The 23871-nt window shown below is 60.4% G+C and carries 28 protein-coding genes; 16 read left to right on the top strand and 12 right to left on the bottom strand.

Translation table 11 applies throughout. From position 1 onward, the window contains the following. Nucleotides 1-258: 258 nt before the first annotated feature. From LDZ28_RS06485 to LDZ28_RS06465, 5 genes are all read left to right on the top strand, one after another. Nucleotides 259-615, top strand: a complete 357-nt coding sequence (locus LDZ28_RS06485; RefSeq protein WP_244827869.1) for a YciI family protein — start codon at nucleotides 259-261, stop codon at nucleotides 613-615. Between the two features lie 114 nt (nucleotides 616-729). Continuing rightward, nucleotides 730-1128, top strand: a complete 399-nt coding sequence (locus tag LDZ28_RS06480) for a VOC family protein (protein ID WP_244827868.1) — start codon at nucleotides 730-732, stop codon at nucleotides 1126-1128. A gap of 71 nt (nucleotides 1129-1199) precedes the next feature. Further along, a complete protein-coding gene (locus LDZ28_RS06475; RefSeq protein WP_244828027.1) occupies nucleotides 1200-2426 on the top strand; it encodes an RNA polymerase sigma factor in 1227 nt (408 codons plus the stop codon). Nucleotides 2427-2619: 193 nt separating this feature from the next. Beyond that, nucleotides 2620-4047 carry an ISNCY family transposase gene (locus tag LDZ28_RS06470; protein WP_370652133.1) on the top strand — a complete coding sequence of 476 codons (1428 nt, stop codon included), beginning with the start codon at nucleotides 2620-2622 and terminating at the stop codon, nucleotides 4045-4047. A 234-nt stretch (nucleotides 4048-4281) separates the two neighbouring features. After that, entirely contained in the window at nucleotides 4282-5661 is a 1380-nt protein-coding gene (locus LDZ28_RS06465) for a hypothetical protein (protein ID WP_244827866.1), read from the top strand. Nucleotides 5662-5669: 8 nt separating this feature from the next. Here the strand turns inward: LDZ28_RS06465 and LDZ28_RS06460 are convergent, their stop codons facing one another. From LDZ28_RS06460 to LDZ28_RS06450, 3 genes are all read right to left on the bottom strand, one after another. After that, nucleotides 5670-6188 carry a CBS domain-containing protein gene (locus tag LDZ28_RS06460; RefSeq protein ID WP_244827865.1) on the bottom strand — a complete coding sequence of 173 codons (519 nt, stop codon included), beginning with the start codon at nucleotides 6186-6188 and terminating at the stop codon, nucleotides 5670-5672. Nucleotides 6189-6251: 63 nt separating this feature from the next. Further along, nucleotides 6252-6560: a zf-TFIIB domain-containing protein gene (locus tag LDZ28_RS06455; protein WP_244827864.1), complete on the bottom strand. Its 309-nt coding sequence runs from the start codon at nucleotides 6558-6560 to the stop codon at nucleotides 6252-6254. Nucleotides 6561-6672: 112 nt separating this feature from the next. Beyond that, nucleotides 6673-9366, bottom strand: coding sequence for a tetratricopeptide repeat protein (locus LDZ28_RS06450; protein ID WP_244827863.1), 2694 nt, complete (start codon nucleotides 9364-9366; stop codon nucleotides 6673-6675). A 120-nt stretch (nucleotides 9367-9486) separates the two neighbouring features. Here LDZ28_RS06450 and LDZ28_RS06445 point away from each other — a divergent pair, with 120 nt between their 5' ends. Then, nucleotides 9487-10185 carry a carbonic anhydrase gene (locus LDZ28_RS06445; RefSeq protein WP_244827862.1) on the top strand — a complete coding sequence of 233 codons (699 nt, stop codon included), beginning with the start codon at nucleotides 9487-9489 and terminating at the stop codon, nucleotides 10183-10185. A 50-nt stretch (nucleotides 10186-10235) separates the two neighbouring features. Here LDZ28_RS06445 and LDZ28_RS06440 read toward each other — a convergent pair whose 3' ends face one another. Further along, the gene (locus tag LDZ28_RS06440; RefSeq protein ID WP_244827861.1) at nucleotides 10236-10772 is read right to left on the bottom strand and encodes a DUF4142 domain-containing protein; all 537 of its coding nucleotides are present in this window, start codon (nucleotides 10770-10772) and stop codon (nucleotides 10236-10238) included. A 153-nt stretch (nucleotides 10773-10925) separates the two neighbouring features. On the opposite strand from LDZ28_RS06440, the gene LDZ28_RS06435 reads away from it, so the two are divergent. Next, nucleotides 10926-11153, top strand: coding sequence for a zinc ribbon domain-containing protein (locus LDZ28_RS06435; protein ID WP_244828022.1), 228 nt, complete (start codon nucleotides 10926-10928; stop codon nucleotides 11151-11153). A 203-nt stretch (nucleotides 11154-11356) separates the two neighbouring features. After that, entirely contained in the window at nucleotides 11357-11632 is a 276-nt protein-coding gene (locus LDZ28_RS06430) for a DUF1488 domain-containing protein (protein WP_244827860.1), read from the top strand. Nucleotides 11633-11702: 70 nt separating this feature from the next. On the opposite strand, the gene LDZ28_RS06425 is transcribed toward LDZ28_RS06430, so the two are convergent. Continuing rightward, the gene (locus tag LDZ28_RS06425; protein WP_244827859.1) at nucleotides 11703-12167 is read right to left on the bottom strand and encodes a response regulator; all 465 of its coding nucleotides are present in this window, start codon (nucleotides 12165-12167) and stop codon (nucleotides 11703-11705) included. A 76-nt stretch (nucleotides 12168-12243) separates the two neighbouring features. Then, complete coding sequence (locus LDZ28_RS06420; RefSeq protein ID WP_244827858.1) at nucleotides 12244-12711, bottom strand: YqjD family protein; 468 nt, start codon at nucleotides 12709-12711, stop codon at nucleotides 12244-12246. A gap of 340 nt (nucleotides 12712-13051) precedes the next feature. On the opposite strand from LDZ28_RS06420, the gene LDZ28_RS06415 reads away from it, so the two are divergent. Further along, nucleotides 13052-13993 (top strand): DMT family transporter, encoded by a 942-nt coding sequence (locus tag LDZ28_RS06415; protein ID WP_244827857.1) that lies wholly within the window; start codon nucleotides 13052-13054, stop codon nucleotides 13991-13993. A gap of 18 nt (nucleotides 13994-14011) precedes the next feature. On the opposite strand, the gene LDZ28_RS06410 is transcribed toward LDZ28_RS06415, so the two are convergent. From LDZ28_RS06410 to LDZ28_RS06400, 3 genes are all read right to left on the bottom strand, one after another. Beyond that, on the bottom strand, nucleotides 14012-14545 hold the full coding sequence (locus LDZ28_RS06410) for a cupin domain-containing protein (RefSeq protein WP_244828021.1): 534 nt from the start codon (nucleotides 14543-14545) through the stop codon (nucleotides 14012-14014). A gap of 89 nt (nucleotides 14546-14634) precedes the next feature. After that, nucleotides 14635-14880: a hypothetical protein gene (locus LDZ28_RS06405; RefSeq protein WP_244827856.1), complete on the bottom strand. Its 246-nt coding sequence runs from the start codon at nucleotides 14878-14880 to the stop codon at nucleotides 14635-14637. Between the two features lie 29 nt (nucleotides 14881-14909). Beyond that, nucleotides 14910-15260, bottom strand: coding sequence for a hypothetical protein (locus tag LDZ28_RS06400; protein WP_244828020.1), 351 nt, complete (start codon nucleotides 15258-15260; stop codon nucleotides 14910-14912). A 196-nt stretch (nucleotides 15261-15456) separates the two neighbouring features. Between LDZ28_RS06400 and LDZ28_RS06395 the strand changes: the two genes are divergently transcribed. Beyond that, complete coding sequence (locus LDZ28_RS06395; RefSeq protein ID WP_244827855.1) at nucleotides 15457-16395, top strand: LysR family transcriptional regulator; 939 nt, start codon at nucleotides 15457-15459, stop codon at nucleotides 16393-16395. Nucleotides 16396-16470: 75 nt separating this feature from the next. On the opposite strand, the gene tehA is transcribed toward LDZ28_RS06395, so the two are convergent. Continuing rightward, nucleotides 16471-17460: a dicarboxylate transporter/tellurite-resistance protein TehA gene (gene tehA, locus LDZ28_RS06390; RefSeq protein WP_244827854.1), complete on the bottom strand. Its 990-nt coding sequence runs from the start codon at nucleotides 17458-17460 to the stop codon at nucleotides 16471-16473. 630 nt (nucleotides 17461-18090) lie between these two features. Here tehA and LDZ28_RS06385 point away from each other — a divergent pair. From LDZ28_RS06385 to LDZ28_RS06365, 5 genes are all read left to right on the top strand, one after another. Continuing rightward, nucleotides 18091-18429: a hypothetical protein gene (locus tag LDZ28_RS06385; protein ID WP_244827853.1), complete on the top strand. Its 339-nt coding sequence runs from the start codon at nucleotides 18091-18093 to the stop codon at nucleotides 18427-18429. 31 nt (nucleotides 18430-18460) lie between these two features. After that, complete coding sequence (locus LDZ28_RS06380; RefSeq protein WP_244827852.1) at nucleotides 18461-18772, top strand: hypothetical protein; 312 nt, start codon at nucleotides 18461-18463, stop codon at nucleotides 18770-18772. Between the two features lie 79 nt (nucleotides 18773-18851). Next, the gene (locus LDZ28_RS06375) at nucleotides 18852-19769 is read left to right on the top strand and encodes a YihY/virulence factor BrkB family protein (RefSeq protein ID WP_244827851.1); all 918 of its coding nucleotides are present in this window, start codon (nucleotides 18852-18854) and stop codon (nucleotides 19767-19769) included. A 504-nt stretch (nucleotides 19770-20273) separates the two neighbouring features. Then, on the top strand, nucleotides 20274-20984 hold the full coding sequence (locus tag LDZ28_RS06370; RefSeq protein ID WP_244827850.1) for a hypothetical protein: 711 nt from the start codon (nucleotides 20274-20276) through the stop codon (nucleotides 20982-20984). Between the two features lie 19 nt (nucleotides 20985-21003). Beyond that, a complete protein-coding gene (locus tag LDZ28_RS06365) occupies nucleotides 21004-22164 on the top strand; it encodes a GGDEF domain-containing protein (protein ID WP_244827849.1) in 1161 nt (386 codons plus the stop codon). Here LDZ28_RS06365 and LDZ28_RS06360 read toward each other — a convergent pair. After that, nucleotides 22161-23072 carry a recombination-associated protein RdgC gene (locus tag LDZ28_RS06360; protein ID WP_244827848.1) on the bottom strand — a complete coding sequence of 304 codons (912 nt, stop codon included), beginning with the start codon at nucleotides 23070-23072 and terminating at the stop codon, nucleotides 22161-22163. The genes LDZ28_RS06365 and LDZ28_RS06360 overlap by 4 nt on opposite strands. Nucleotides 23073-23194: 122 nt before the next feature. Here LDZ28_RS06360 and LDZ28_RS06355 point away from each other — a divergent pair, with 122 nt between their 5' ends. Further along, nucleotides 23195-23515 carry a hypothetical protein gene (locus tag LDZ28_RS06355; RefSeq protein WP_244827847.1) on the top strand — a complete coding sequence of 107 codons (321 nt, stop codon included), beginning with the start codon at nucleotides 23195-23197 and terminating at the stop codon, nucleotides 23513-23515. A gap of 82 nt (nucleotides 23516-23597) precedes the next feature. On the opposite strand, the gene LDZ28_RS06350 is transcribed toward LDZ28_RS06355, so the two are convergent. Then, nucleotides 23598-23756 carry a hypothetical protein gene (locus LDZ28_RS06350; RefSeq protein ID WP_244827846.1) on the bottom strand — a complete coding sequence of 53 codons (159 nt, stop codon included), beginning with the start codon at nucleotides 23754-23756 and terminating at the stop codon, nucleotides 23598-23600. Between the last annotated feature and the right edge of the window lie 115 nt (nucleotides 23757-23871).

Genomic DNA, 23871 nt, shown 5'->3' with positions numbered 1-23871 from the left:
GCGGGTGGTCTGCTGGAACTAATGATGAGAAGAAATCGATGCAAGGTAACTATTGCTCGTTTCTAAGACATTTCCGACTCGTCGGAAGCAAATACTACTCGATGGATTGAATGGCGTTGAGTAATACTGAGTAACAAAATGTTACGTATGAGGATAGATTTTTGCTTGAATTCGCATGGCAAACCCACGCCAGCCTTGCCGATAGCGCCACGACGGTTTAACTTGAGCGACGCTAAAAAACTTTTCGTGGAGGTGGATGTGGCTTATCTGCTACTTGTGGTCGAGCCCGTGGAGCAACGCGGCCAACGCACGCCGGAAGAGGGGCGCGAGGCATATCGGCAGATGGGAGAGTTCGCCGACGGCCTGAAAGCGCGCGGCGTTTTGCGCGCATGCGAGTCGCTGACTTCGCTCAAGGATGCGTCGCGGGTTTCGCGGGCATCGGCGGATGACGCGAGAATCATCGACGGACCGTTCGCCGAGGCAAAAGAAATGATCGGCGGATTTTTCCTGCTCGATTGCGAAACGCACGCCGAAGCAGTTGAAATTGCCGCAACGTGCCCGGCGGCCGCGTGGTGCACGATCGAGGTCCGCAAAGTCGGGCCGTGCTATCTCTGAGGCGAGTTTCGCTGCTCCCGGGTGATTTCCTGTCGATCGGCGGGCGTGTCGAACGTCGTCCCAATGAAGCCGGCAATTTCGCTCGTCTTTCCATTTGCGTCGGAGCCTTACGCCATGCATCAACAGATTTTCGTCAACTTGCCCGTGCGCGATCTGAAGCGCTCGATGACCTTCTTCAAGGAACTCGGCCTCTCGTTCAACCCGGCTTTTACCAATGACGACGCCGCGTGCCTCGTTATCGGCGAAAACATCTTCGCGATGCTGCTCGTCGAGAAGTTCTTCCAGACCTTCACCGCAAAGGCGATCGTCGATGCGCACGAGGCCACTGAAACGCTCGTGTGTCTTTCGTGCGAGAGCAGGGCGGAAGTGGACGATCTCGTCGCGAAGGCGTTGAAGGCGGGCGGGCGCGCGCCGCGCGAACCGCAGGATCACGGCTTCATGTATGGCCACGGCTTCGAGGATCTGGACGGTCACATCTGGGAACTCGTGCATATGAATCCGGAAGCGGCGTGAGCGAGCGTTCGGACGCCGGGCGGGCGGCTCAGTCGATCGCGACGCGCAAGACTATCGACGCGGTGTGGCGAATGGAATCGGCGAAAGTGATTGCGAGCGTGGCCCGCGTGGTGCGCGACGTCGCGCTTGCCGAGGAACTCGCGCAGGACGCGTTCGTCGCGGCGCTCGAGCATTGGACCGATGCGGGCGTGCCGGACAAGCCGGGAGCGTGGCTCATGACGACAGCGAAGAACAAGGCGCTCGACCGGCTGCGGCAGCACACGCTGCACGCGCGCAAGCACGAGGAACTGGGCCGCGATCTCGACGCCCAGGAGATGCACATCACGCCCGATTTCGTCGATGCCCTCGACGCGGCCCGCGAAGACGACATCGGCGATGATCTTCTTCGGCTGATTTTCACGGCGTGTCATCCCGTTCTTTCCGTCGATGCCCGCGCCGCGCTGACGTTGCGCCTGCTCGGCGGCTTGACGACCGATGAAATCGCGCGCGCGTTTCTGGTGCCGGAGCCGACCATCGCGCAGCGGATCGTGCGCGCGAAGCGCACGCTGACGGCGGCGCGCGTGCCGTTCGAGGTACCGCAGGCGGACGCGCGGGCGGCGCGGCTTGCGTCGGTGCTCGAAGTCATCTATTTGATTTTCAACGAAGGTTATTCAGCGACCGCCGGCGACGACTGGATGCGCCCCGCGCTCTGTGAAGACGCACTGCGTCTCGGACGCATTCTCGCCGAGCTGATGCCCACGGAGAGCGAAGTTCACGGCCTCGTCGCGTTGATGGAGATTCAGGCGTCGCGCACGAAGGCGCGTGTCGATGCCCAGGGACGGCCGATTTTGTTGCTCGATCAGGACCGCAGCCGCTGGGACCCGCTTTTGATTCGTCGTGGGCTGACGGCCTTGCAGCGCTCGGAGACCTTGGGCGGCGGGCGCGGCGTGTATGCGGTTCAGGCGGCGCTTGCCGCGTGTCACGCGCGCGCACCGAGCGCCGACGCGACTGACTGGCTGATGATCGTCGCGTTATACGACGCGCTCATGCAAACGGCGCCCACGCCGGTGGTCGAGCTGAATCGCGCGGTCGCGGTGAGCATGGCTTATGGGCCGCAGGCTGCGCTCGATATCGTCGATGATTTGCGTAAGGAGCCAGCGCTCAGGACTTATCCCTGGTTGCCGAGTGTGCGTGCGGATTTGCTGGCAAAGTTGGGACGCAAAGACGAAGCGCGCGAGGAGTTCGCGCGTGCGGCTGCGTTGACTAGGAATGCTCGGGAGCAGGCGTTTCTTTTGGGGCGGGCGGAGGAAATGGGGTGATGTTGGGGTCGTGGTTGCTGTGTCTAATCTTTGAGTTTACATAAGATAAATTAGCGCAGTTTTGCGTTGTAGCGGCTAGATTGTAATGTCCGCTTTTAGCCAGATTCAAATGTCCGCTTCGAGCCGCCTAAGCTTACCCCGCGCCGATGCTTCGGCGCAGGAGACCGCGATGGCTGCAACGGACACGATTACCATGTCGATGCGCGAGTTGGACCGATTCAAAGTGTTTCAGTCAGTGGTCGACGGACTGCTCAAACCGTGGCGGGCCGCCGAGCGACTCGGACTGAGTACACGACAGGTGCGGCGTCTCAGTGCGCGGTTACGCGAACAAGGCGCGCCGGGCCTGGTTTCCGGCAAGCGCGGTCAAACGGACAATCATCGTGTCGACGCGGGCTTGGCGGTCCGGGCCGTGGCCATCGTCAAAGAGCGCTATAGCGATTTTGGTCCGACGCTGGCGTGTGAGAAGCTGCGGGAATGCCACGGCATTGCGCTGGCCGTCGAGACGATTCGTTCTCTGATGACGGCAGCGGGTCTTTGGGTGCCTCGCCGCCAACGCCCGCCGCGGATTCACCAGCCGCGCAACCGCCGCGCGTGTCTGGGCGAACTGATCCAGATCGATGGTAGCGATCACCGCTGGTTCGAGGAGCGCGCGCCGGCCTGCACGCTGCTGGTGTTTATCGACGATGCCACCAGCCGTCTGATGACCCTGCACTTCACGGCCACCGAATCGACCTTCAGTTATTTCGAGGCAACGCGCCGCTACATCGAGCAGCACGGCAAGCCCTTGGCGCTGTATAGCGATAAAGCCAGTGTGTTCTCGCTCAACCGGGGCTCGCGCAAGGCTGACAAGGGGGTCACGCAGTTTGGCCGGGCCTTGTACGAGCTCAACGTCGAGACCCTGTGCGCCAACAGCAGTCAGGCGAAGGGGCGCGTGGAGCGTGCCAACTTGACCTTGCAGGATCGGCTCGTCAAGGAATTGCGGCTGCGCGAGATCGACACGTGGGAGGCCGCGAATGCTTATGCGCCCCACTTCATCGCCGACTTCAACGACCGTTTCGGCAAGCGCGCGAAGAGCGACTTTGACGCGCATCGTCCGGTGCGTGCCGACGAGGATCTCGATTCGATTCTGACGGCACGCGAATCTCGTTGCGTCTCGGCCTCGCTGACGGTGCAATACGATCGCGTGATGTACCTGCTTGAAGATTCGCCGGCGACGCGCGCCTTGATCCATCGCTATCTCGATGTGTACGAGTACCCGGACGGGCGCATCGAGATTTGGGCGAATGGCGCGGCGTTGCCCTGTCGACGTTATGATCGCCTGTCCCATGTCGACCAGGGCGCTGAGGTCGACAACAAGCGTCTTGGACACGTCCTTGCGCTGTCGAGGCAGGTGCAGATGGAGCGCGACAATCGCCCTATCAAGTCAGCGCCCTCACGCACCAATCGGGGCGAAGAGGTGCGCCCGAAGATGCGCGCCAACAACACGCGCAAGCAACGCGAACTCAAGCAGATCGACCTGAACGCGATGATGCTCAGAAGTGCCGAAATGCGGGCAGCCTCGGTGGGGAAACTGTCTTCTTTGGAAGCAGGAACCGACCCCAAACCGGACATTTCAATTTAGCCGGATATCGGACATTTCAAATTGGCCTCGACATGCGCGTCAGAGCTTAGTAGAGATGTCGCGTTTATACCGCAACATCCACCTATACTTAATAGCCGTTCTTCACCGAATAATTCAAAAATTGTCATCTTTTTCAACGATTAGTCGAAACCTTGAAACTCAGTGACGTAGCAGTGCCAGACTACCTGGATGCGCTCATCGAGCGCGTCCGCGTCAAACGATAAGAGTCATCGCATGATCGAAAACTACCAGGACCTTCCGCCGAAAATATATGCCGGCGACATCGACGAATGCTTCGAGTTCCTCGATGCACGCCGCGCCACTGACAGCAATAGCGCCGATTATTGGCATTGGCGCGCGGTAACGCATTTGCGCGCGCAGCAATTCGAGAAGGCGCTCGACATCTGTTTTTATCTGACGCGCGAGTCGGATGTTTTCGGCTACCAGATTCACTGTCTCGCCGATGCCTGCTCCCACTTGGGACTGAAGGAAACGGCGCTCACCGCCATCGATTACTTCGGAAAGAAGCCGACGACGCCGGCCATCAGCGCGTTTTTGTGGCGCGTCTACGGCTGGCACTATTTCGGCGAAGATCAACGCGTACTCGATTTAAATGCGGATGGCGTCGACGAGCATTCCGTCTACGTGCTCGGTCATCACCAGGCACGCAGCCAGATGCGGCTGCACGGCATCGAGCATGGAGTTGCGGCAATGCATCGATGGTGGTCGTCGCCAGAAGCGCGGAGCGTGCTCTTTCCACATGTGAATCTCGACGGATACTGGAGCGGCCAGCGTGAATTGCCCGCGCGTATCACCGTCAAGTCGATTGCATCCGGTTACGGGGATCTTATTCAATGGGTGCGCTATCTAGGCGCGCTGGAAGTCATGGGAGTGAAAGTCGAGTATGAAGACAGCCGGTTCAGGCTCGTCATTCCCGAATCCGAACACGAGGCGCTTGCTGCCGCGATGCGCGCGGCCGGCTTCATACGCGCATCGGCGGAAGGCGACATGTGGACCGATCCCTTCGCGCTCTTCACGTCCCTCTTCCCAGCGCTCGGCCATATGCCGTTCGGGCGCTATATCGAGCCCGCAGAGCCGGATGCGGCCGACGCCATTCTCGACACGATTTGGCATCGCGCGCGCGGCAGGCGCTGCGTCGGCATCTTCTGGTCGTCGTCCGAATCGCCGGACAATTTCGGTCATCGGAGCCTATGTTTGCCCGATCTCGACGCGCTGTTCGACCACTCCGGCGACATCTACTGGGTGATCATGCAGCGCGGCTTCGAGCGCAAGCGTTGGCTGGACGACCCGCGTTCACGCAATCTCAACCGGTTCACGACGCTCGATTCCAATACGACTTTCGCGCAATCCATCGCCCTGCTCGACCGGCTCGATGCGTTCGCCGGCAACGATGGCAGCCTGGCGCACATCGCGGGCGCGCTCGGCAAACGCAATTACTTGCTGCTCAATCAGGTCGCTGAATGGCGGTACGAACACGATCCGGCGGTAACGAAGTGGTATCCGGCCACGCGGCTCGTACGCGCCAACGAGTTGGGGGGATGGCGTGGCTTGGCGGATAGCCTGGGGCGTCTGTTGAATGCGGATGCGCGCTGATTTGCGCATCAAGCGAAACGCAGCGCCAACGTCTGCGGCACTGGACTGCGCCGGGTAAGCGCGCAAGCGGGCATTTCTTCGCTGGTTCCGCGAACGTACGTTTCCAGCTGCTCGATCGCGAACTGCTGTTCATCGATCAACTGCCGCACCATGTCGCCGATGGAAACGATCCCCATCAGCCGGCCGCATTCGATCACCGGCAAATGACGGACATGGCGTGTGGTCATGAGCGCCATGCATTCGTCGGTGCTCGTGCGCAGGCTCACCGACAACACGGGCGCGCTCATGATTTCGCACACGGTCGTATTGCGTGATGCCTTGTCCTGCAAGATGACTTTGCGCGCGTAGTCGCGCTCGGTGACGATCCCGCACACCGTGCCGTCCGCGCGCCCTCCCACCGTGACCACGACGGCACCAACGCCGGCCTTCGACATCAGCACGACCGCATCGAACACGCTCGCTTCGACGTCGATGGTATGCACCGTGTCATCGCTCTTGGCCTTGAGTACTTGCTTTACCGTTGCCATGCTTGATCTCCTTCGCGCAGCGCGCGGTTGGGTCGGATTGCCTGAAAGGTTGGAAAGACGGGTTCAGCCGAAGTCGAACAGATCGCCGAGAAACGACTTCTTCTTGCGTGAATGTCCATATCTCGAGTGCGAGTCGCCATAGCGATGGTCGTCATAGCGCGGTCGCACGCGATGGTCGCGATCGTCGTCCTTGTCGCGCCACGCTTCGCGCCCTGCCGTTTGCTGCGGCGAGACCTGTTCGTCGCGCTGAATGAGCCGGTCGAGTTCGCCGCGATCGAGCCACACGCCCCGACAGGACGGGCAATAATCGATTTCAATGCTCTCGCGCGAGGTCATCAGGAGATCCGTCGCGGGACACACGGGGCATTTCATGTCGAATCCTTTCTTTTTACTTACAATGACCCAAGCCTATCGCAGCATTCGACATTGAAAAACGTGAATTTTCAGAGGTGTCGGTTCGTAAAAACCGAAGTGACGCTCTTTTTCAAGCGCCTGGCGAAGCGCACCACGCGCGCCACATCTGCCGATACGCCGCTTCCAGATTGCGCGTGAAGCGCGGTGCATCCATCATCGGCGAGCGTTCGAGTCTTGCGCGCAGCGTCGAGCGCAACTCGGTCAAACGCGGCAGATCGTTGGCGAGGCGAGTCACGACATCGACGTACGCCGCGTCGTCATGAACCACGAGCTCGCCGATGCCAAGATTCATCAGCAGGCTCAGACCCGCGCGGCTGACCGACGTGTCGCCCGCGCGCGATGGCACGGGCACGCCCATCCACAAGGCGTCGAGGCTCGTCGTGTGGCCGTTGTACGGATAGGTGTCGAGGCCGATATCGATTGATTGATAGGTCCGCAGATAATCGACGCGCGACTGATATCCCACGTACCGAACTCGCGACAGATCGACGCCCAACGCGCCGAGACGCTCACTGAAACGTTCGCGCGGGCCCGGACCGGCTAGCAGAATGAAGCGCGCATTGGGCACGGCGGCGAGTATTGCCGCCCACATGCGCAACGTGCGCTCGGACGCCTTGCACGGATTATTCAGGCATCCAAATGTAATGTGACCGTTGCGCCACGCTGGCAATGCATTCACGTCCGGTGCATTCGGCGACGTGACGCGCGGATCGAAACACCAGAACGTCTCGGGCAACCACACGGTCTCTTCGCTATAACGATCGGCGAGATCGGCCGTGTCGCGCGGATCGATCCACGGGTCGGTCAGGCGATAGCGGATGGCGCTGCTGCCCGTCGTGCCCGGATACGCGAGCCATTGCACTTGCACAGGCGCGGGCCGGCGTGCAAACAATAACGGACGGCCGCGCGACATGTGCATCGTCAGATCGACCAATACGTCGATGCCATCGTCGCGAACGAGTTGCGCCAATTGCTCGTCGTCGAGCGCGTAAACGTCGCGCCAGGTGTCGGCCATCGGACGGATCAGGTGTGTTATCGCGTCGGGCGTTTTAACGCTGGAATAACAAAAGATGTTGTACGCCGCGTGATCGTGTTGCGCGAAGACCGGCGCGGTGAACATGGCCTGACAGTGTCCGTCGAAGTCTGGCGCGACGTAGCCAATTTTGAGCCGTCGCTCAGAATCGCGATTGTTGGTATGGACGATGTCATGGCGAAGCAGCGGCGCTTCGTGTCGCGCGGCGAAGCGCAAACATTCTTCGAGAATTTCGCGTGGCGTTTCTGCGTGATAGGTCAGCGCGTAGTTGAGATTTCGATGCACACATTCATCGTTCGGTCCGCAATCGACGGCGCGACGGAAGCTTTGGATTGCCTCTTCCATTGCGCCCATATCCTTGAGTACGCCGGCGAGGTTATTATGAGCCTCGGGAATATCGTCTCGGATTGCAATCGACCGGCGCAGGATTGATTCAGCCTCTTCAAGGCGACCAAGACTTTGCAAAATGCGGCCAAGATTGTTATGCGCTTCGACGTGATCCGAACAGCATTCTATTGCCCGGCGATATGTCCGTTCAGCGTCGTTCAGGCGATCTTGATGACCATAAAGTATGCCGAGATTGTAGTGGATATCGGCAGCATCGGGCGCGAGAATCAACGCCTCGCGGTATTCAGCCTCGGCATCGCAAAGGCGCTCCAGCTTTTGTAGCGTATAACCGAGTGTGGTTCTTGCCTGTATGTTATCCGGCTCCAGAATGAGAACTCGACGATATATGCGTTCCGCATCCTCCAACGAATCGAGTGCGTGGTAGGCATTGGCCAGCCCCATAAGCGCATTCGTGTCGTCCGGACAAACCGACAGTGCCGCGAGAAATACCGCTTGCGCTTCTTGCACGCGTTGCAGCTTATGTAAAACCGCGCCGAGACCGACATGTGCCTCCGAGTAGTCTCGTCGGAGTTCGACGGCGCGCCGGTAAAACGCCTCAGCCTGCGCAAAGTCTTTCAGATCGTTCAAAACCTGAGCGAGATTAAAATCTGCTTCAGCAAAATCAGGGCGACACGCCACGGCTTGCCGCAAAGCCGCTTCTGCTTCCACGAGGCGTCCTGATTCACGCAATAAATTACCCAGATTGTTGAATGCGTCCGCGTAATTTCCTCTAGCAGCAATTGCGCGTTGAAAAGCACTTTCAGCCTCAGCCAATCGACCTTGACTCTTCAAAAGATTCGCGAGATTAAAATGTGCGTCGGCGAAATCGGCGCGCGCGGCACACGCCTGACGAAGCGCGGCCTCTGCCTCCACAAGACGTTCCTTTTTGACAAGCAGATTACCGAGATTGTAATGAGCCTCCGCGAAATCAGGACGTATGGCAATCGCCTCGCGATAGACAGTCTCTGCATCATCCAATCTACCTCGCAGCATCAGCAAATTACCGAGGTTGGCATATCCACCGGCGTATTGAGGATCTTGCGCTACCGCACGACGCCAATGCGACTCGGCCTCGTCGAGTCGATTCAGGCGATAGCAACACACCGCGGCGAGATTCAGCGCTTCGATATCCGCATACGGCTGATTTATTTGATATTCCAGCGCTTCAAGCGCTTCAACGAACCGCTCGCTGGAGTAAAACGCCGCTGCTGCGCCGTATGAATCGGATTTGGCGGACATGCTTCGGGCACGCAAAAGAAAACGGACCCAAAGATAACAAACCACCGGTCCGAATTCGTCAATAACTATAAAGAAACGTCCTCGCCTGCAAAGCGATTCCCCCACTCACGCCCTCTCCTGGTGCACCGCCCTTCGCTCCTTCGACTTGCGATCTATCTCAAAACCCCGCAAGCTCTCGCCTGAGCGCGAACCAACGCCGCGCATTGTCCAGAACCCGAGGCGCCCATGTCCGATAAATCGATGAGTGAAGAACGCAACGGCTCCGACACGCCCGACCTCCTCTATCTCCTTCAGGGCGCGGACGATTTCAGCCACTTCGTTTTCCCCGATAGCGAAGCGCTTTTCAAGAGTCTTGCGCGACGGCAAGCACCGCACACGCTTTTCATCACGTGCGCGGACTCGCGTGTGTCGCCCGAGATGATCACGCAGACGCGGCCCGGCGAGCTCTTCGTGTGCCGCAACATCGGCAATATCGTGCCGGCTTATGGGGAGATGCTCGGCGGCGTGTCGGCGGTAGTCGAATACGCGGTGCTCGCATTGAACGTGCGGCAGATCGTGATCTGCGGCCATTCCGACTGCGGCGCGATGAAAGGCCTCGCCTCGGGCGCAACCATCGCCGATGAAATGCCTACGGTGCACGCGTGGTTACGCAACGCAGAAGCGGCGCGCAGTGTGGTACGGGCGCGAAAACTCGAACACGAGCGCATGGTTCAGGCGATGGTCGAAGAAAACATCCGCCTTCAACTTACGCATTTGCGTACGCATCCGGCAGTCGCGGGACGGCTCGCGCTTGGCCAGCTTCAAGTGCAGGGTTGGGTATACGACATCGGGCAGGGAAAGGTATCGATCTTCGACGAACACGGGGGCGGCTTCCAGTCGATTGCCGAAGCGCGCTTGCGCCTGCTACGCGAACAGGCGCGTTAAAACACATGGGAATGGCGGCGTCAATATAGGGCTGACGCCGCAACGAACGATTACTGCACGCCCTTCTTCGACGCGAGATCCTGAGCCATCTTCAAGTGTTCCTGGATCGTCGGCAACGCCTTTTGCGCCGCTTCCTTCAGCTTCGCGTTCTGGCCGCCGTCTGCTTCCTTCTGGAATAGCGCCACTGCCTCCTGGTGACCCTGCACGCCAACTTTCTGGATATATGCGGTATCGAATGCCTTGCCGTGCAGTGCCTTTAGTGAATCGATCGCGGAAGTATCCGAATTGTCCTTGGGCACGGTCACGCCCTTGGGCGCCGCCATTTTCAACTGCACGGTCAGCTTGGTATGGTCGACGATCATATGACGCGCCAAGCTCTTTACGTCCTTGTCCTGCGAGTGCGTCTGAGCAAGCTTGGCGGCATCGATTTCCGTCGATCCCGAAGACGACGCGCCCTGCACGAAATCCTTGTCCGGTTGCGTAAGGTCGTTGGCAAGCGTGGTGCTGGCAGCTTCGGTCTGTGCAAAGCTCGCGATTGGCGCGGCTGCTGCAAGCGCGGTGACGATCATAACGATATTGCGTTTCATGTGGCCTCCTGTGGCGATTGGTGCTACCTGCTGTCAGCAATGCAGGTGCCACTCAATGTTTTTCTGGCAGATTCGAGAATGCGTGAAGCGGAATGTCGCTTGCTCGAACTTGATAAACTGGTCGTTCATTCCATCTTCTGCCCGATAGAAGCCATGCCTGTCTACGATTACGAATGCGCCGACTGCGGCACTTTCGAAGCAAATCGCCGTATCGCCGAACGCGATGAACCCGCAGCCTGTCCACGCTGCGGTGAAACCAGCGCGCGCGTCACCATCGGCGCGCCATCGCTTGGACGCGGCGGTAACGGCGGCGCCAACGCGAGCGAAGATTCGGGGAGCTACGGCATGCGCCATCGCGGCGGTTGTGCGTGTTGTGGCTGATCGTTGCACGCGTGTCCACATGCGTTCGGGCACGGCCATTGCAAAAGCACGAACCCGTGGCGGGCGGCGTATGATGCACGGGACAGGCGCGTAGTTGTGCAGCTTGAGTCGAGTATCAGCGTCATTGCCGTTGCGCGACCTGAAGCGTGGATCACGAGCATTGCGGTCCACGTGCCTCAAACGAACAACCGGAGGTAATAAGGATGACGATAGAGTTCAGTGGGCGGCGTCACGTCGTGGCGGCAGCGCGAGTTGCGTTCGAAGCCAATGTAGATGGACGTGAAGTCTGGTGCAGCGTCTCTCTCGATGCGCTCAACGATCACTTCGGCAATACCGGCACCTCTTCCCATGCCATCCTCAGCGCGTTCGAAGGCGGACGCGTCGAAATCGAAGATTCAGCGCGGCGAGCGCTCGAACGCAATCACGGCCAGTCCGTGGAACTCGAAACCGGCGACTTCAGGAACAGTACGAAGCAATAGCAAAACGCGTACGCGTTGCATCGGGGCGGCGGCGCCGCCTCGGTGAACGAATCGACGCTCGATGCACTTATCAGTGCACGTAAAAACGCGTCACCGCATCGAAAAGACGCCACACGGGGCACGGCATTCTGAAGAATCCGTCATAGCCGGCGCTCAACAACACGTCGCGTGGGTCGCTGCTCTCCTCGGCCGCGAACGCAATCAACATCTGATCCAGCGATGCCTCCCTGCCACATTCGCGCAACGCGCGTACAAGTGCATGGTCGTGCTTTGCCAGCACCTCGTGCGCCTCGTTCACGCGTGTATCGATGAACAATACCTGCGGCCGCCACATGTGAGCGAAATGAAGCGCACTTTGCGCATCCGCGATCTGCACGGCATCGAAGCCACGCATGGCGAGCATCATCGCGAAAGATTCGCCGACATCGGACTCGGAATGCACGAGCATCACGCGCCGTGGATCGCTTTCCACGGCGGTACGCTGATTCCAGATTTCGCTGCGCCCGGGGCGCATGTTGAAGGGTCGTCGGTTCATGTTGGAATGACGCAATGATAAGCACCGCGCCATTTACGTGATTTAGCAAGGACGAGGCCCGCACTTCGACAAAAGTTCAGCGGGCGGCCAGCAAGCCGACGATCAGTCCACCAATTGCCGCAAGTGCAATCGACTTCCACGGGTTGTAGTGCACGTAATCGTCGGCGCCTTCGGTGACGTCGCGATAGCGCATCGCAACGGCGTCCTTTGCGCGCCGCCCATGCTCGATGAACTTGTTCTTGGCCGCCTGCGGATGAAACCGGCTACCTAGATGCTGCGCCGTGACTGCTGCGGGCTGCGCGAGCACGGCCGGACTGTCGCCGCCTTCCAGCACGCTGCCATGCACGTGCCGCGACGGATGCGACGGATGCGCCGCGTGCGCCGGTCTGTGCGGCGCGCCGGGCGAGAGTGGAATCACGCCCTGATGCTGTTCGAGACCGGGCGTGAGCGCGGACCCGAGTGCGCCTTGCACGCGCCTTTGCCGAAGCGGCAGCGATTCGCCCGATGCCGCAACTCCCTTCTTGTTGCCGTTTGCATTGTCCATGGCGCTCTCCTTTTTACGTCGTCCCACCAAGTCATCAAGCCTGTCGTGACGCCCATGTCACCCTTACGCAAGAGTCGCACCGAATGGGCGCGGCGGCAACTCGCTCCTGACGATATGGCGCCACGCGATATCGACTCAATCGCAATCTGGCTCACATATCAGTGAGAATTGCTCGTTTGCGACGCCCACACGGCCAGCCTACGATTCGGCGAACAAGAACGAAGCGTTTATCGGTGATGCGGGCTTGATGCTGCATGATTCGTTTCACGCCGCGCGGAAGCATCCGCTCAACAAGCGCCGATACCATGGCTTCGCTCTTCCCTCTCTTGCGAAGCCCGCCATGAATCCCGTCAATCTCGTCCAGTTGTTCATCCTTGCCGCGCTGTGGGGCGGTTCGTTCCTTTTCATTCGTATCGGCGTAACGGATTTGGGCGTGGCGCCGTTGATGGCCTTGCGCGTCGGCATCGGCGCGGTGTTTTTGTTTGCGGTGCTCGTGCTTCGCGGCCGCATGCGTCAGGCACTCACCACGATGCGCGAGCGCGCATGGCCGCTTCTGATGGTCGGCATTCTCAACTCGGCCGCGCCGTTTTGCCTTTTCGCCTATGCGGAGTTGACGCTGTCGGCTGGCGTCACTTCCGTCATCAACGCGACCACGCCGCTGTGGGGCGCGCTCGTCGCCTACATCTGGCTCGACGATCGCCTGAGCAAGCTACGCATCGCGGGACTCGCCATCGGCTTTGCGGGCGTGCTCGCGCTGGTTTGGGATCAGATGTTCGTCCACGATGCCGGCGCCGCGCCCGTTGCACCGCTCGCCACTGCGCTCGCCGCCCTGGCCGCACTGGGCGCGACATTGTTCTATGGGATCGCCGCCAGTTACACCAAGCGGCATCTCATGGGTGTCGATTCGTTGATCGTCGCGACAGGCACCATGAGCGCCGCGACGCTCGTCCTGCTGCCGTTTGCGCTTTTCTGGTGGCCGACAGCGAGCGTGTCGATGCACGCATGGGGCGCGGTGCTCGGATTGGGCGTGGCATGCACAGGCGTCGCTTACATGCTGTTCTTCCATTTGATCGCCGTGGCTGGGCCCGCTCGCGCGATTACCGTGACCTTCGTCATTCCAATCTTCGGAATTCTGTGGGGCGCGCTATTTCTCGCCGAACGTGTATCGGTCGGGATGGCGGTGGCGTGCGGAATCGTGCTGATCGGGACAGGGCTTGCAACGGGCGTGGTCAAGCGCGTTGCGTGGCCGCGTGCACGACGCGCAGCCGAAGCGAAGCAGTGACGCCAGGAACGCGTGGCTTTACCGCCAGAGATGGACGAGCGGGCCATCTTCGCCGGCCACGGGATCGTCATGGGGAAACGGCAACGCTTCCATCGCTTGTCGCTCCGCCTCGCTGATGCCTTCGCGGCGGATGTCCCACTGCTGTCCCGGCGGATAGGCGCCCACCACTTGAAAGCGACGACCACTCATCAAAAGACAATGCCCGGTGCCGGCGGGAAGAACGATGGCATCGCCTGCGCGGATCGCGATGACTCGGCCTTTCGGCCCGCCGATGATCAATTCCGCCTCGCCCGAGACCACGCCGAGCGCTTCGTGCGCGGTCGAGTGAAAGTGGTGATAGTCGAAGACCCCGTCGCGCCATTGCGGCGGCCAGCCGTTTTGCTGAAAGAGAGATTCGAAACGGCCGGCTATGTCGAACTCGCGCGAGTCGATTGCATTACGCCAGACGCGAACCGGCAAGCGCGTGTTATTCGGTACCCAGCCGTTTTGCGCCAGCATGAAAGATTCGCAGCGCGCGTTGGCGGAAAGTGAGGTTTTGGTTTCATGGGACATGACGTGATCCTCCGGGTCTGACGACGGAGGAGCAACGTGTGTACCAACAAAGTCATGGCGTCTCCTGCCGCCCTCACAACCATCACGCATCAATGCCCGTGCCAATGCCCATAACCGCCCACGCCGATCCCCACTGAAACCGCCGGCGCCGCGTAATAACCGGGGCCGTAGGCATAGCCATACGCCGGTGCATAGCCGTAAGCGGGCGCAGGCGCATAGCCGTAAGGCGGCGCATAGATGCAGCCGCCAAGCCCCGCCGCGATGACTATCGCAGTTGCAGTCGCGAGCGTTCGAACTGCACCTCGCTTACCGTGTTGTCGATTAATGTTGTTCATGATCGATGCGACTCCCCGTTCGTCCCCGCTTACCAGCGGCGATATCCATATCCACCGTGATGCGCGTACCAGTCACGCCGGTTCCAGTACCGATAGCCGTCCCAATACCGGTCGCCATGCCATCCGACGATGACAGCAGGCCCAAGCGCGACGACAACGGGCGCCGGTTGATAAGCGACCACGGGCGGCGATTGATACACGACCGGAGGCGGCGCGGCATAAACCGGCGCGGCGGGCGCCACATATACGGGCGGAGGCGGCGCATAGACCGCCACCGGTACACCCAGATTAACGCCGACGCTCACACCCGCCAGCGCCGATCCACAAGCAAGCCCCGCACAAGACGCGATACCCAGTCCGATGAGACTCTTCACGTTCATGTTTTCCTCGTCCGAAGCGACCGCGCATCGCAGCCATGAATCCATGTTAGCGACGCCTTCGCAGGCTTGAGTTACAAGCGCTGTAACAGATGTGAACACTGAAATGAAGCTTGCAGTGCCCTGTTGAACCCGTCAGCGGGTTGCGCGCTCGTATCGTGCATGGGATATTTCCGGCTCGATAAAAAGGATGCCGGCCATGGACCTCTTGCGCAGCATGCGAATCTTTGTCCGGGTAGCCGAGGCGGCAAGCTTTACCGTCGCCGCGCAGCACATGGACATTACGACCGCGCAAGCGTCGCGCGCGATCACCGAACTCGAGTCGCACCTGCGCACGCGTCTTTTGAATCGCACGACGCGCCGCGTCGCATTGACCGATGCCGGGAATCGCTATCTGGCGCGCTGCAAGGAAGTGATCTCGCTGGTCGACCTCTCTGAAGCGGAAGCCAGCGACGCGCAAGTGTCGCCAAGTGGCGTGTTGCGCATGCACGCGCCGATCACCTTCGGTCATCACTATGTCGTGCCGGCGCTTTCTCAGTATTTGGAAGAGCATCCGCTCGTGCGCGTCGAGTTGACCTTGTCGCAGCAGGTTCCCGACATGCTCGACGAAGGCTACGACGTCTTCCTGCAGGTCACGAGTTCGACGCTGCCCGACTCCGCGCACGTCTCCACGCGTATTTGCACGATGCCGAGCGTGCTGTGCGCATCGCCGAACTATTTGCGGCGGGCCGGCATGCCGATTACCGTGGAAGATCTTTCGAAGCACGCGTGCCTTCAACTCGTCACGACATTCTTTCCGGTGGATCGATGGACGTTCGAAGGCACGCAAGGAAAGGTCGATGTCGAACTTCCGCCTGGCCGCCTTCGCGTGAATTCCGCCGATGCACTCGCCGTCGCGGTGGCCAATGGTCTGGGTATCGCGCCTTTGCCGATGTTGTCTGCCCTGCCCTCGCTTTCGAATGGCGCGCTGGTGCGCGTGCTGCCGGACTGGGAACTGCAAAAGATGACGGTGTATGCAATGTACGCTTCGCGCCAATACCTCGATGCGAAGATCAAGACTTGGGTAGCGTTTCTGCGTGATTACGTCGAGGCCAAACTGGAAGCTAGTTTTGGAGAACGGTACGACGTCGACAGTTGAATGTGGATGTTCAAAAAACCGACCATTAGTTGCATGTTTGTGTTGAACGAGCCTGCACCTCGCAGGCTCGTCGCCTCAAACTGTCTTGACTTGCGTGGCCACTATCGGAAAAAGCTTGCCCTTGAACAGGGCCAGCACGGTCCCGACGATGAGACTCGCAAATACCACGTTCGCCACGATGAAAGATGCCGGAGCCAGCCAAAGCAGCGGACCTGCTGCGCCGCGTTCCAGCATGCGGATTGCCATCGTCGGCAACGCCGCCACGCCGAAGCTGAACGCCCAGTACGAAGGCGTGAACGATTGCTGACGAATCCACGGCAGGAGCCGCGTGAGCATCATTGCCTGATAAACACCGTAGCCGAGAAGCATGTAAGCGAAGAGATCCGGCACGCCATGCGTGATCGCGAGATACGACACGCCTCCCACCACCGGCGGCGCGAGCTGAATGCCGAGCGTGGGACGCAGCGCGTCGGGAAGCGGATCGTGTACAGCCGCGCGATGCAGCACGATCGATTCGATCGCGAGCCACGAGAACACACCCGCCCCGAAGAACAACGCGCCGATCTGCGTCCAACCCAGACTCGCTGCCGCCGTTCCCGCGACGAAACTCGGCGCGACGGTTGGCAGATAGATGGCCGGCGTCGTCAGTTCGGGCTTCCGGCCGCCTTGCCAGAAGCGTCCGTGAAGATAAGCGCCTAGGCCGAGCTGACTCACCACGCCCGCGACGAACAACGCGATCGCTAATTCTCGCGAAAAGTTCTGCACCGCTTGCGCCGCGAGCAACGTCGATACAGGCGCGAGCGCGGCGAACGACGACTGCACGGGATGCGCCATCTCGGCGATGGCCGCGTCGCGCTCGACAAGCCACTTGCGTGCATACGCGATCATCAAAGCGAGCCAAACCGACAGCGCGCCCGCGGTCAAGAGCGGCGGCACGACGGCCGGAATCGCCCAGACATGCGCCGCCGCTCGCCATGCGCCCGCCAAGGCCAGAAGGCCCACCGCGATGCCGAAAAAAGCGACCGGCATCGGTTGACGCTTGTTCATACGATCATTGGTGTCCATTGCCCTTCTCCGTGAATGCGCGGGTAAGAACGCGTGCTGCGCTCTTGTGTCCGTCGATGGAGAAAGCTTAGGTCCGTCAGGCCGTTGCGCGAATGTCGCAGCGTCTCGATTGACTACTCGATCGTCTCAAAGACGAGAGGTATCGGCGAAATGGGCTGTCTCTGGACCGTGGATTTGCACACAGTGCCTGGCGCAGGGATGGCGAATGGCGAATGATGCGGAAGGCATGCAAAGCACCACATGCAAAATGCCAAGCGCAAAGCACGATTCGCTCTACACACAGGAACAATGCATCCGACGTCATCCCACCAGGGAGGGACTGCGGCAAAACAGGCGCGGGCGCCGAGTCCGCCGCGTGTCAAACGCAGAAAGCCATCACGTCACGATCCGGGACACGCAGTAACCTCCGCGCGGATAATAGACAAGACGGCATCATCCCAAACGTCACTGCGAATAACACCCTTGGCATTAGGTGCACCGCATGCAAAACACAAAATGCCCAGCGTCGCCGGCAACTTTGCCCGTTCTGCGCCACAGCCATCAAGCACGCCAGCGCACCGGGCCATGTCACCTTGAACTTGCACGACAACAACCACGCAAAACATCGATAACGCCTGGAGAATCGAGAAGATGAGAACTTTCCCGCTGGGTCTGCCGTTCCGAGCGCTTTCAATCGCGACCGCCCTATTCCTTTCGGCTTGCGCACAGACCGGCCCGGTCGAATTCTCCGCGAGCGCCAACCCACCCGCTTCCAACAACGACGGTCCCGCCGACTTCAGCGGCATGGACAACTCGATGAACGCCTGCAAGACGCAGTCGCGACAGGCAGGCGCGGACCGCTGCACACAGGTGCGCGCCTACGAATCCTGTATGAAGAGCAAAGGCTACATCACCGTTCTAGGCCCGGAAAACCCGCCGAACTGCGGACAGCCCGACTGGGAGCAGGACGTGCGCAAGTGGCTGCGTTGAGCCGAGCAGATTCATCGACGGCGCGAGGTCCATGTCCGCCACGCCCGTGTCGGCTAACGCCGCGAGGATCATTGCACCGACGAGCAACGACACGCTTACCCACACGCTAAAGTCCGGTGATCCGCATGCCGTTATGCGGTGCATGAGAAAGAAACGCCTACACTCCCGCGATATGAACAACGCTTTCGCCGCAGCCGCCGAGGCGCTTGCCCTTTTTTGCCGGCTGCGCAACGTGGATGCCGCCGACTTGCCCGCCCAGGACGTGGATATACTGCTCGACCTCGCCTTCGAAGAAGCCGCGCAGCAAGCGGCCGCCCGTAGCGAGGCGCGCCGTCCCGGCTGAGCAAGAGTATTCACGGACGGGAGCATTACTTGCTTTTCAGAACGACATGGCGCCGTGGGCCACGCGCCGCGGAGGCTCCATGTCGAAGATACTCGGCCCGATTCTGGGCCCGCACGTAGCGAACGTCGCACGTCATCCGTTCGGCTTCGTCATGCGCACGATCAAGGCATTTCGCGCCAACCAGGGCATGCTGCTCGCGGGCGCGGTGGCTTATTACGCGCTCTTGTCGATCGTGCCGCTTCTGATCCTCATCGTGATCGTGCTGTCGAAATTCATCGGACAGAAGGAACTGCTCGACACGCTCTCCCATTTACTCGAATGGCTCGTGCCGGGACAGGCACGCGCAGTCGTGCGTGAACTCGCGAATTTTTTGACGCATCGGGCGGTCATCGGTTGGCTTCTTCTCATCACGATGATCTTTTTCAGTTCGCTCGCCTTCACCGTGCTCGAGAACGCGATGTCGGTGATCTTCGTGCATCGCGTGGCGATCCGCCGTCGGCACTTTCTCCTGTCCGCCTTGCTGCCGTACTGCTACATCCTGTTCTTGGGCGTCGGCATGCTGATCGTGACTTTCGTGTCGAACGGGCTCCAGGCGATGGGCACGAACAGCCTCTATTTCCTCGGCATCGAAATATCGCTCAAGGGCGTGTCGCGCCTTTTGCTGTATTTGCTCGGTTTCGCGGGCGAAGTGTTCGTGCTGACATCGATCTATCTCGTGATGCCGGTGGGACGTCCGTCGCTGCGGCTCGCGTTGATAGGCAGTGTGACCGCTGCCATTCTTTGGGAAATCACGCGCCACGTGCTTGTCTGGTACTTCGCGACGCTTTCGCAGGTAAGCGTGGTGTACGGATCGCTGACGACGTCGATTGTCGTGCTGTTTAGTTTGGAGGCACTCGCCACGTTGTTGCTCTTTGGTGCGCAAGTAATCTCCGAGTTCGAGCGCTTCGGCCTGCCTCAGGCCACCGAGCCGCAACCGTTCCACACCGGCACGGGCTGAACCTATCCGCCTGATGGTCCGATTGCATTTTATGTGCGCTACCGCACATAAGTTTGACTTTCTCGTCCGACAAATAGCGCTAAATTCCCCATTTCGATGCGCGGGCGTGAACTCTGCTACGGTAGTATTCAAAATGCGAGCGACACGTCCTGTAAATGTCGATGGCACGGTGCTGCTCCAAGCACTTCGCCTATAAAATGCGGCGCCAGCGCTCCATACGCGGGCATCGTGCAAAGCAAACTGAATTGCATCCATTGTTGAGCGCCAGGTAACGGAGGCGTTCGGCATGCTTTATTGCGGCGAGAAGGATCAGTCGGCTGTCGCTGCATAGCCATCGATCTTCAAGGCTGTACTCATCATCAGTTGGGCCATTCGTTTGAATGGGTGCGCCACGCGGGCTTTCATATCGCATGCGCGCCATTCCACTGTTATACGGCGGTGTCGAGCGTGTTGTGTAACGCTCGTTGGACACCGCCCGACGATCACGTTCCGGAGAGCGCTGTCATGCCTCACCACGCTGAACTACCCCAGGAGAGCATCGCGGGTCATGCACGACCCGCGAATGATCCCACTGTCATTGCCATGGAAACACCGCCGCTCGATTTGGAGGATGAGCCCGTGGCGCAGCGCGCACCATTGCGCTTTGGGCGTCTCGCCTTGTGGAGCGCGTCGGCGGGCGCGTTGGCCGTCGGCGTGTTGGGAACCATCGCCTACAGCATGTGGTTCTCGCACGATCAACGCGTCTATGCCGAAGCGATGTCCAGCGCACGCCAGACGTTAGGTGTCGATCAACCGACTTTTGTCGCGGCTCAGGTGCCTGCACAGGTGCAAACGCAGACGCAAGCCGTTGGCACAGTGGAAGCGGCGCCCGTCTCCGTTCGCGATGCGTCCATGAGCACGACTGCACCCGCCGTCTATGGCGCGGACACAGTGGATGCCGCCGCCATCGCCGCCGCTCCAACGCAAGCGGCGCCGACCGTGCAACGTCCGAGCGCGGTGGCCGCAACGCGACCTCAGTCGCAAACTGCCTCGGCGCGCGGAAACCGCGCGGCTTCGGCCCAGGCGAGCGCCGGCCAGACTCAGGCTGCACGCCGTCGCGCGGCGCGCGCCAGAACGGACACCGGCCTCTTCGCGCGCGTGGGCGCGTTCTTCCATCGAGTGAGTTATCGACGCAATGCAACAGCCGGTCAGCGAGAGGAATATTCCCGTCCGTGAAGCATCGGCAGCGCCACCGATGCCCGCGGATGAAGACGCCGTGGATCGGCCGCTGCCGCATCGCATTTTGAATACCGTTCAGGCGCTCGCTCGGCGTGCGGGCATTCGCGGGCCAGCTCCGCTTGCAGCCGTGGCGTTGTCGCTGCTGCTCATCGGCCTGCTTTTTCTTGCGGTTCAGGTCCGCACCATTTTCTCGGTGCAATTGCATCAGGAATACATCGGGCTCGTGCTCGAAGCAGTCGAGCGCGCCGATGCCGCGCGTAGCGCCTCGGTGGTGCTGCTAGGCACGCCGGCGAGCGATGCACAGCACCACATTGCGTACCGCCAGGCGCGCATCGAGTTTGCCGCGCGGCTCGGAAGCCTGCACGCGCTCATCGGTTCGAGCCCGGTGCCCGCGCCGCCAATGCCCGCTGACGTCCTCTCGCCTGCGGCCGATTTTCGCGCGGCCAGCAGCGCGCTCGATTCCGTCTATACCTACTGGCGCACCGAGCGCGACCGCGCCAGCGCCGATCTGCGCGAGCGCATCGTGAGCGTGTCGCATACGCTCATCGCGTTATCGGCGATCGTGTTCGGCGTGTTGATCACGGCGATCGGAATGTATGCAAAACGCAATCGACAATTGGTCGGCATGTCGCATGAGTTCGAACACGCTTCATTGCACGACGCGATGACGGGCCTGCCCAATCGACGCAAGCTGTTCGCGTCACTGGAGGAGTCGGCCGCGCGCCTTGCGAACGGCGCCGAACCGGCACGCATCGCCGTGTTGTATATCGACCTCGACGGCTTCAAGCGCGTCAACGATACGCACGGTCACCGTATCGGCGACGAGTTCCTGATTGCGGTATCGCGACGCTTTCGCCAGACCGTGCGTAGTGGCGACGTCGTCGCGCGTATCGGCGGCGACGAGTTCGCCGTGCTCGTGCGCGAGTTTTCCGGGGACAAGGAGCTGGCCGCGATTGCGCAACGGATCATCGATTGCGTGACCGAAACCGACATGCAGATGCGTCTTTCGCTGGTGCGAGCAAGTATCGGCATCGCGAGCTACCCGGACCGGGTGAGCGACTACTGGCGCCTCGTCGCGGTCGCCGACGACACCATGTACACAGTCAAGCGTAACGGCAAGAACAACTATGCCTTCGCCTCTCTCGCACCCGCTGCATCTGCTTCCGCTTCTATCTAGGCCGCTGCACGAAGGTCTTCCTCGCCACCGAGCGCATCGGTCAGGTCGGCGAGCATGCGCGCGAGTTCGCCTGTCATCAGCGTGAAGTCGGATTCGAAGCGTTCATCGTCGTTGGTCGCGGTGGGATCGGCGGCTTCCTTGATGACGTCGAGCGCGCTGACCCGCTTCAACGTAAGCGATGGCGTCAAGACGTAAGAAACGCGGTCGTTCCACGTCATGGCAAGCCGCATGCACTGCTTGCCCGCTTCGATATGACGGCGCATGTCTTCCGCTTCCAGCGCGTGACCCACGTAGCGGACCGTTGCATTGCCCTCGCCAGCAGAACGCAGCTCGGTATCGCGATCAAGCGTAAAGCCCGCGGGCGCTTCGCCTGTGAGAAGCCACTCGGTCATCGCGGAAACGGGCGACCGTGCCACGCGCACGCTCATCAACGGAAGATCGGTCACCGACTTGGCGAGCAGACCGATGATGTCGTCGCATAGCGTCGCCGACGCAGCGTCGATCGCAAGCCAGCCATTTACAGGGTCGATCCATACGCGCGTATCGCGCCGGATGCTGAACGCGCGCGGCAAGAGTTCGTCGGTGATCTGCTCCTTGAGCTCGCGCATCTGCTTCCGGCCGGGTTTGAAGCCCTGCTGTTCTTCCACTTCGAGCGCGCGTTCCTTGGTGAACTGCGTCACGACCGAAGCAGGCAAGAGCTTCTTCTCGGCGCGATACGTAATGAGCATCTGTCGGTTGACGGCATAGACGAGCGAGTCGTCGCCGCGCGGCGAAACCCAGCCGCGCCGTTCGTTCTCGACGCTCGATGCAGCACTGAAGCCAAGTGGCGCGAGCCACTGCTGCAGCTTTTCAGGGGTGATGTTCCACGGTGCGGGCAGACGGTGAAGCTGGAGGTTTTTGAACCACATGGCGAGGTATCGATGCGTTCGGGAAAAGCGCGCCATTTTATACGACGTGGCACGAGGTCGAAGCGCGTTACACTAGAACGGCTCAAAAACGCTTGAATGCCTTAGCAATAGGAGCACCGATCATGGATGACCTCGACGCGCAAGGCACTTTCCGCGGGCTGCCGTTGACCACCGAGCAGGACGCCGAAGTGCGGCATTACATCAAGAAGAAAAAGCAGCGGAACGAGCCGTGGGATACGCCCGAACTCAGCGCAATGATCAAGGACATGCTCGACCCTCCTGGCGATGACGACGATACCGCCGACATCGACGATGAAGAGGAAACGCGCTCCGTGGCCGAGCGTGCATCGGCGTTCATCGACGAAGACATGGACCCGATAGAGCACAACGAGGAATGGCACGCCGCCATGGAAGCCGAAGTGATGAAAGGGCCAAGACGCTAAAGCGATTCATAGCAGCCAGGCCAAGGCAATAAAAAGCGCCGGTAACTAGCCGGCGCCGCATGTGCTTAAAACACTGTGAGCTTTAATGTCTGTGACGCATCCAGTCGCGCGGCGGATGTGTATCGAGCCAGCGTGCCTTGGGGACGTTGATATGCGGATGACGATGATGCATCACGAGAATCACCGCGGCGCATAGCAGCACGACAATGCCCACCATCAGGCTGATCATCGGTTCGGTCATAAGCAACCTCCTTAGCGGAACAAGGGGCGACGCTTGCACTGCTTGAGAGCGTGCGGCGCTTCCAGGCATCATGCACTTAAACGAACTTCACGGCGCAGTGCATGCCGATGGAATT

The organism is Caballeronia sp. TF1N1, assembly GCF_022878925.1.
Lineage (GTDB): Bacteria > Pseudomonadota > Gammaproteobacteria > Burkholderiales > Burkholderiaceae > Caballeronia.
The sequence above is the reverse complement of the archived record's forward strand: the minus strand, read 5'-3'. Positions and strand labels throughout refer to the sequence as shown.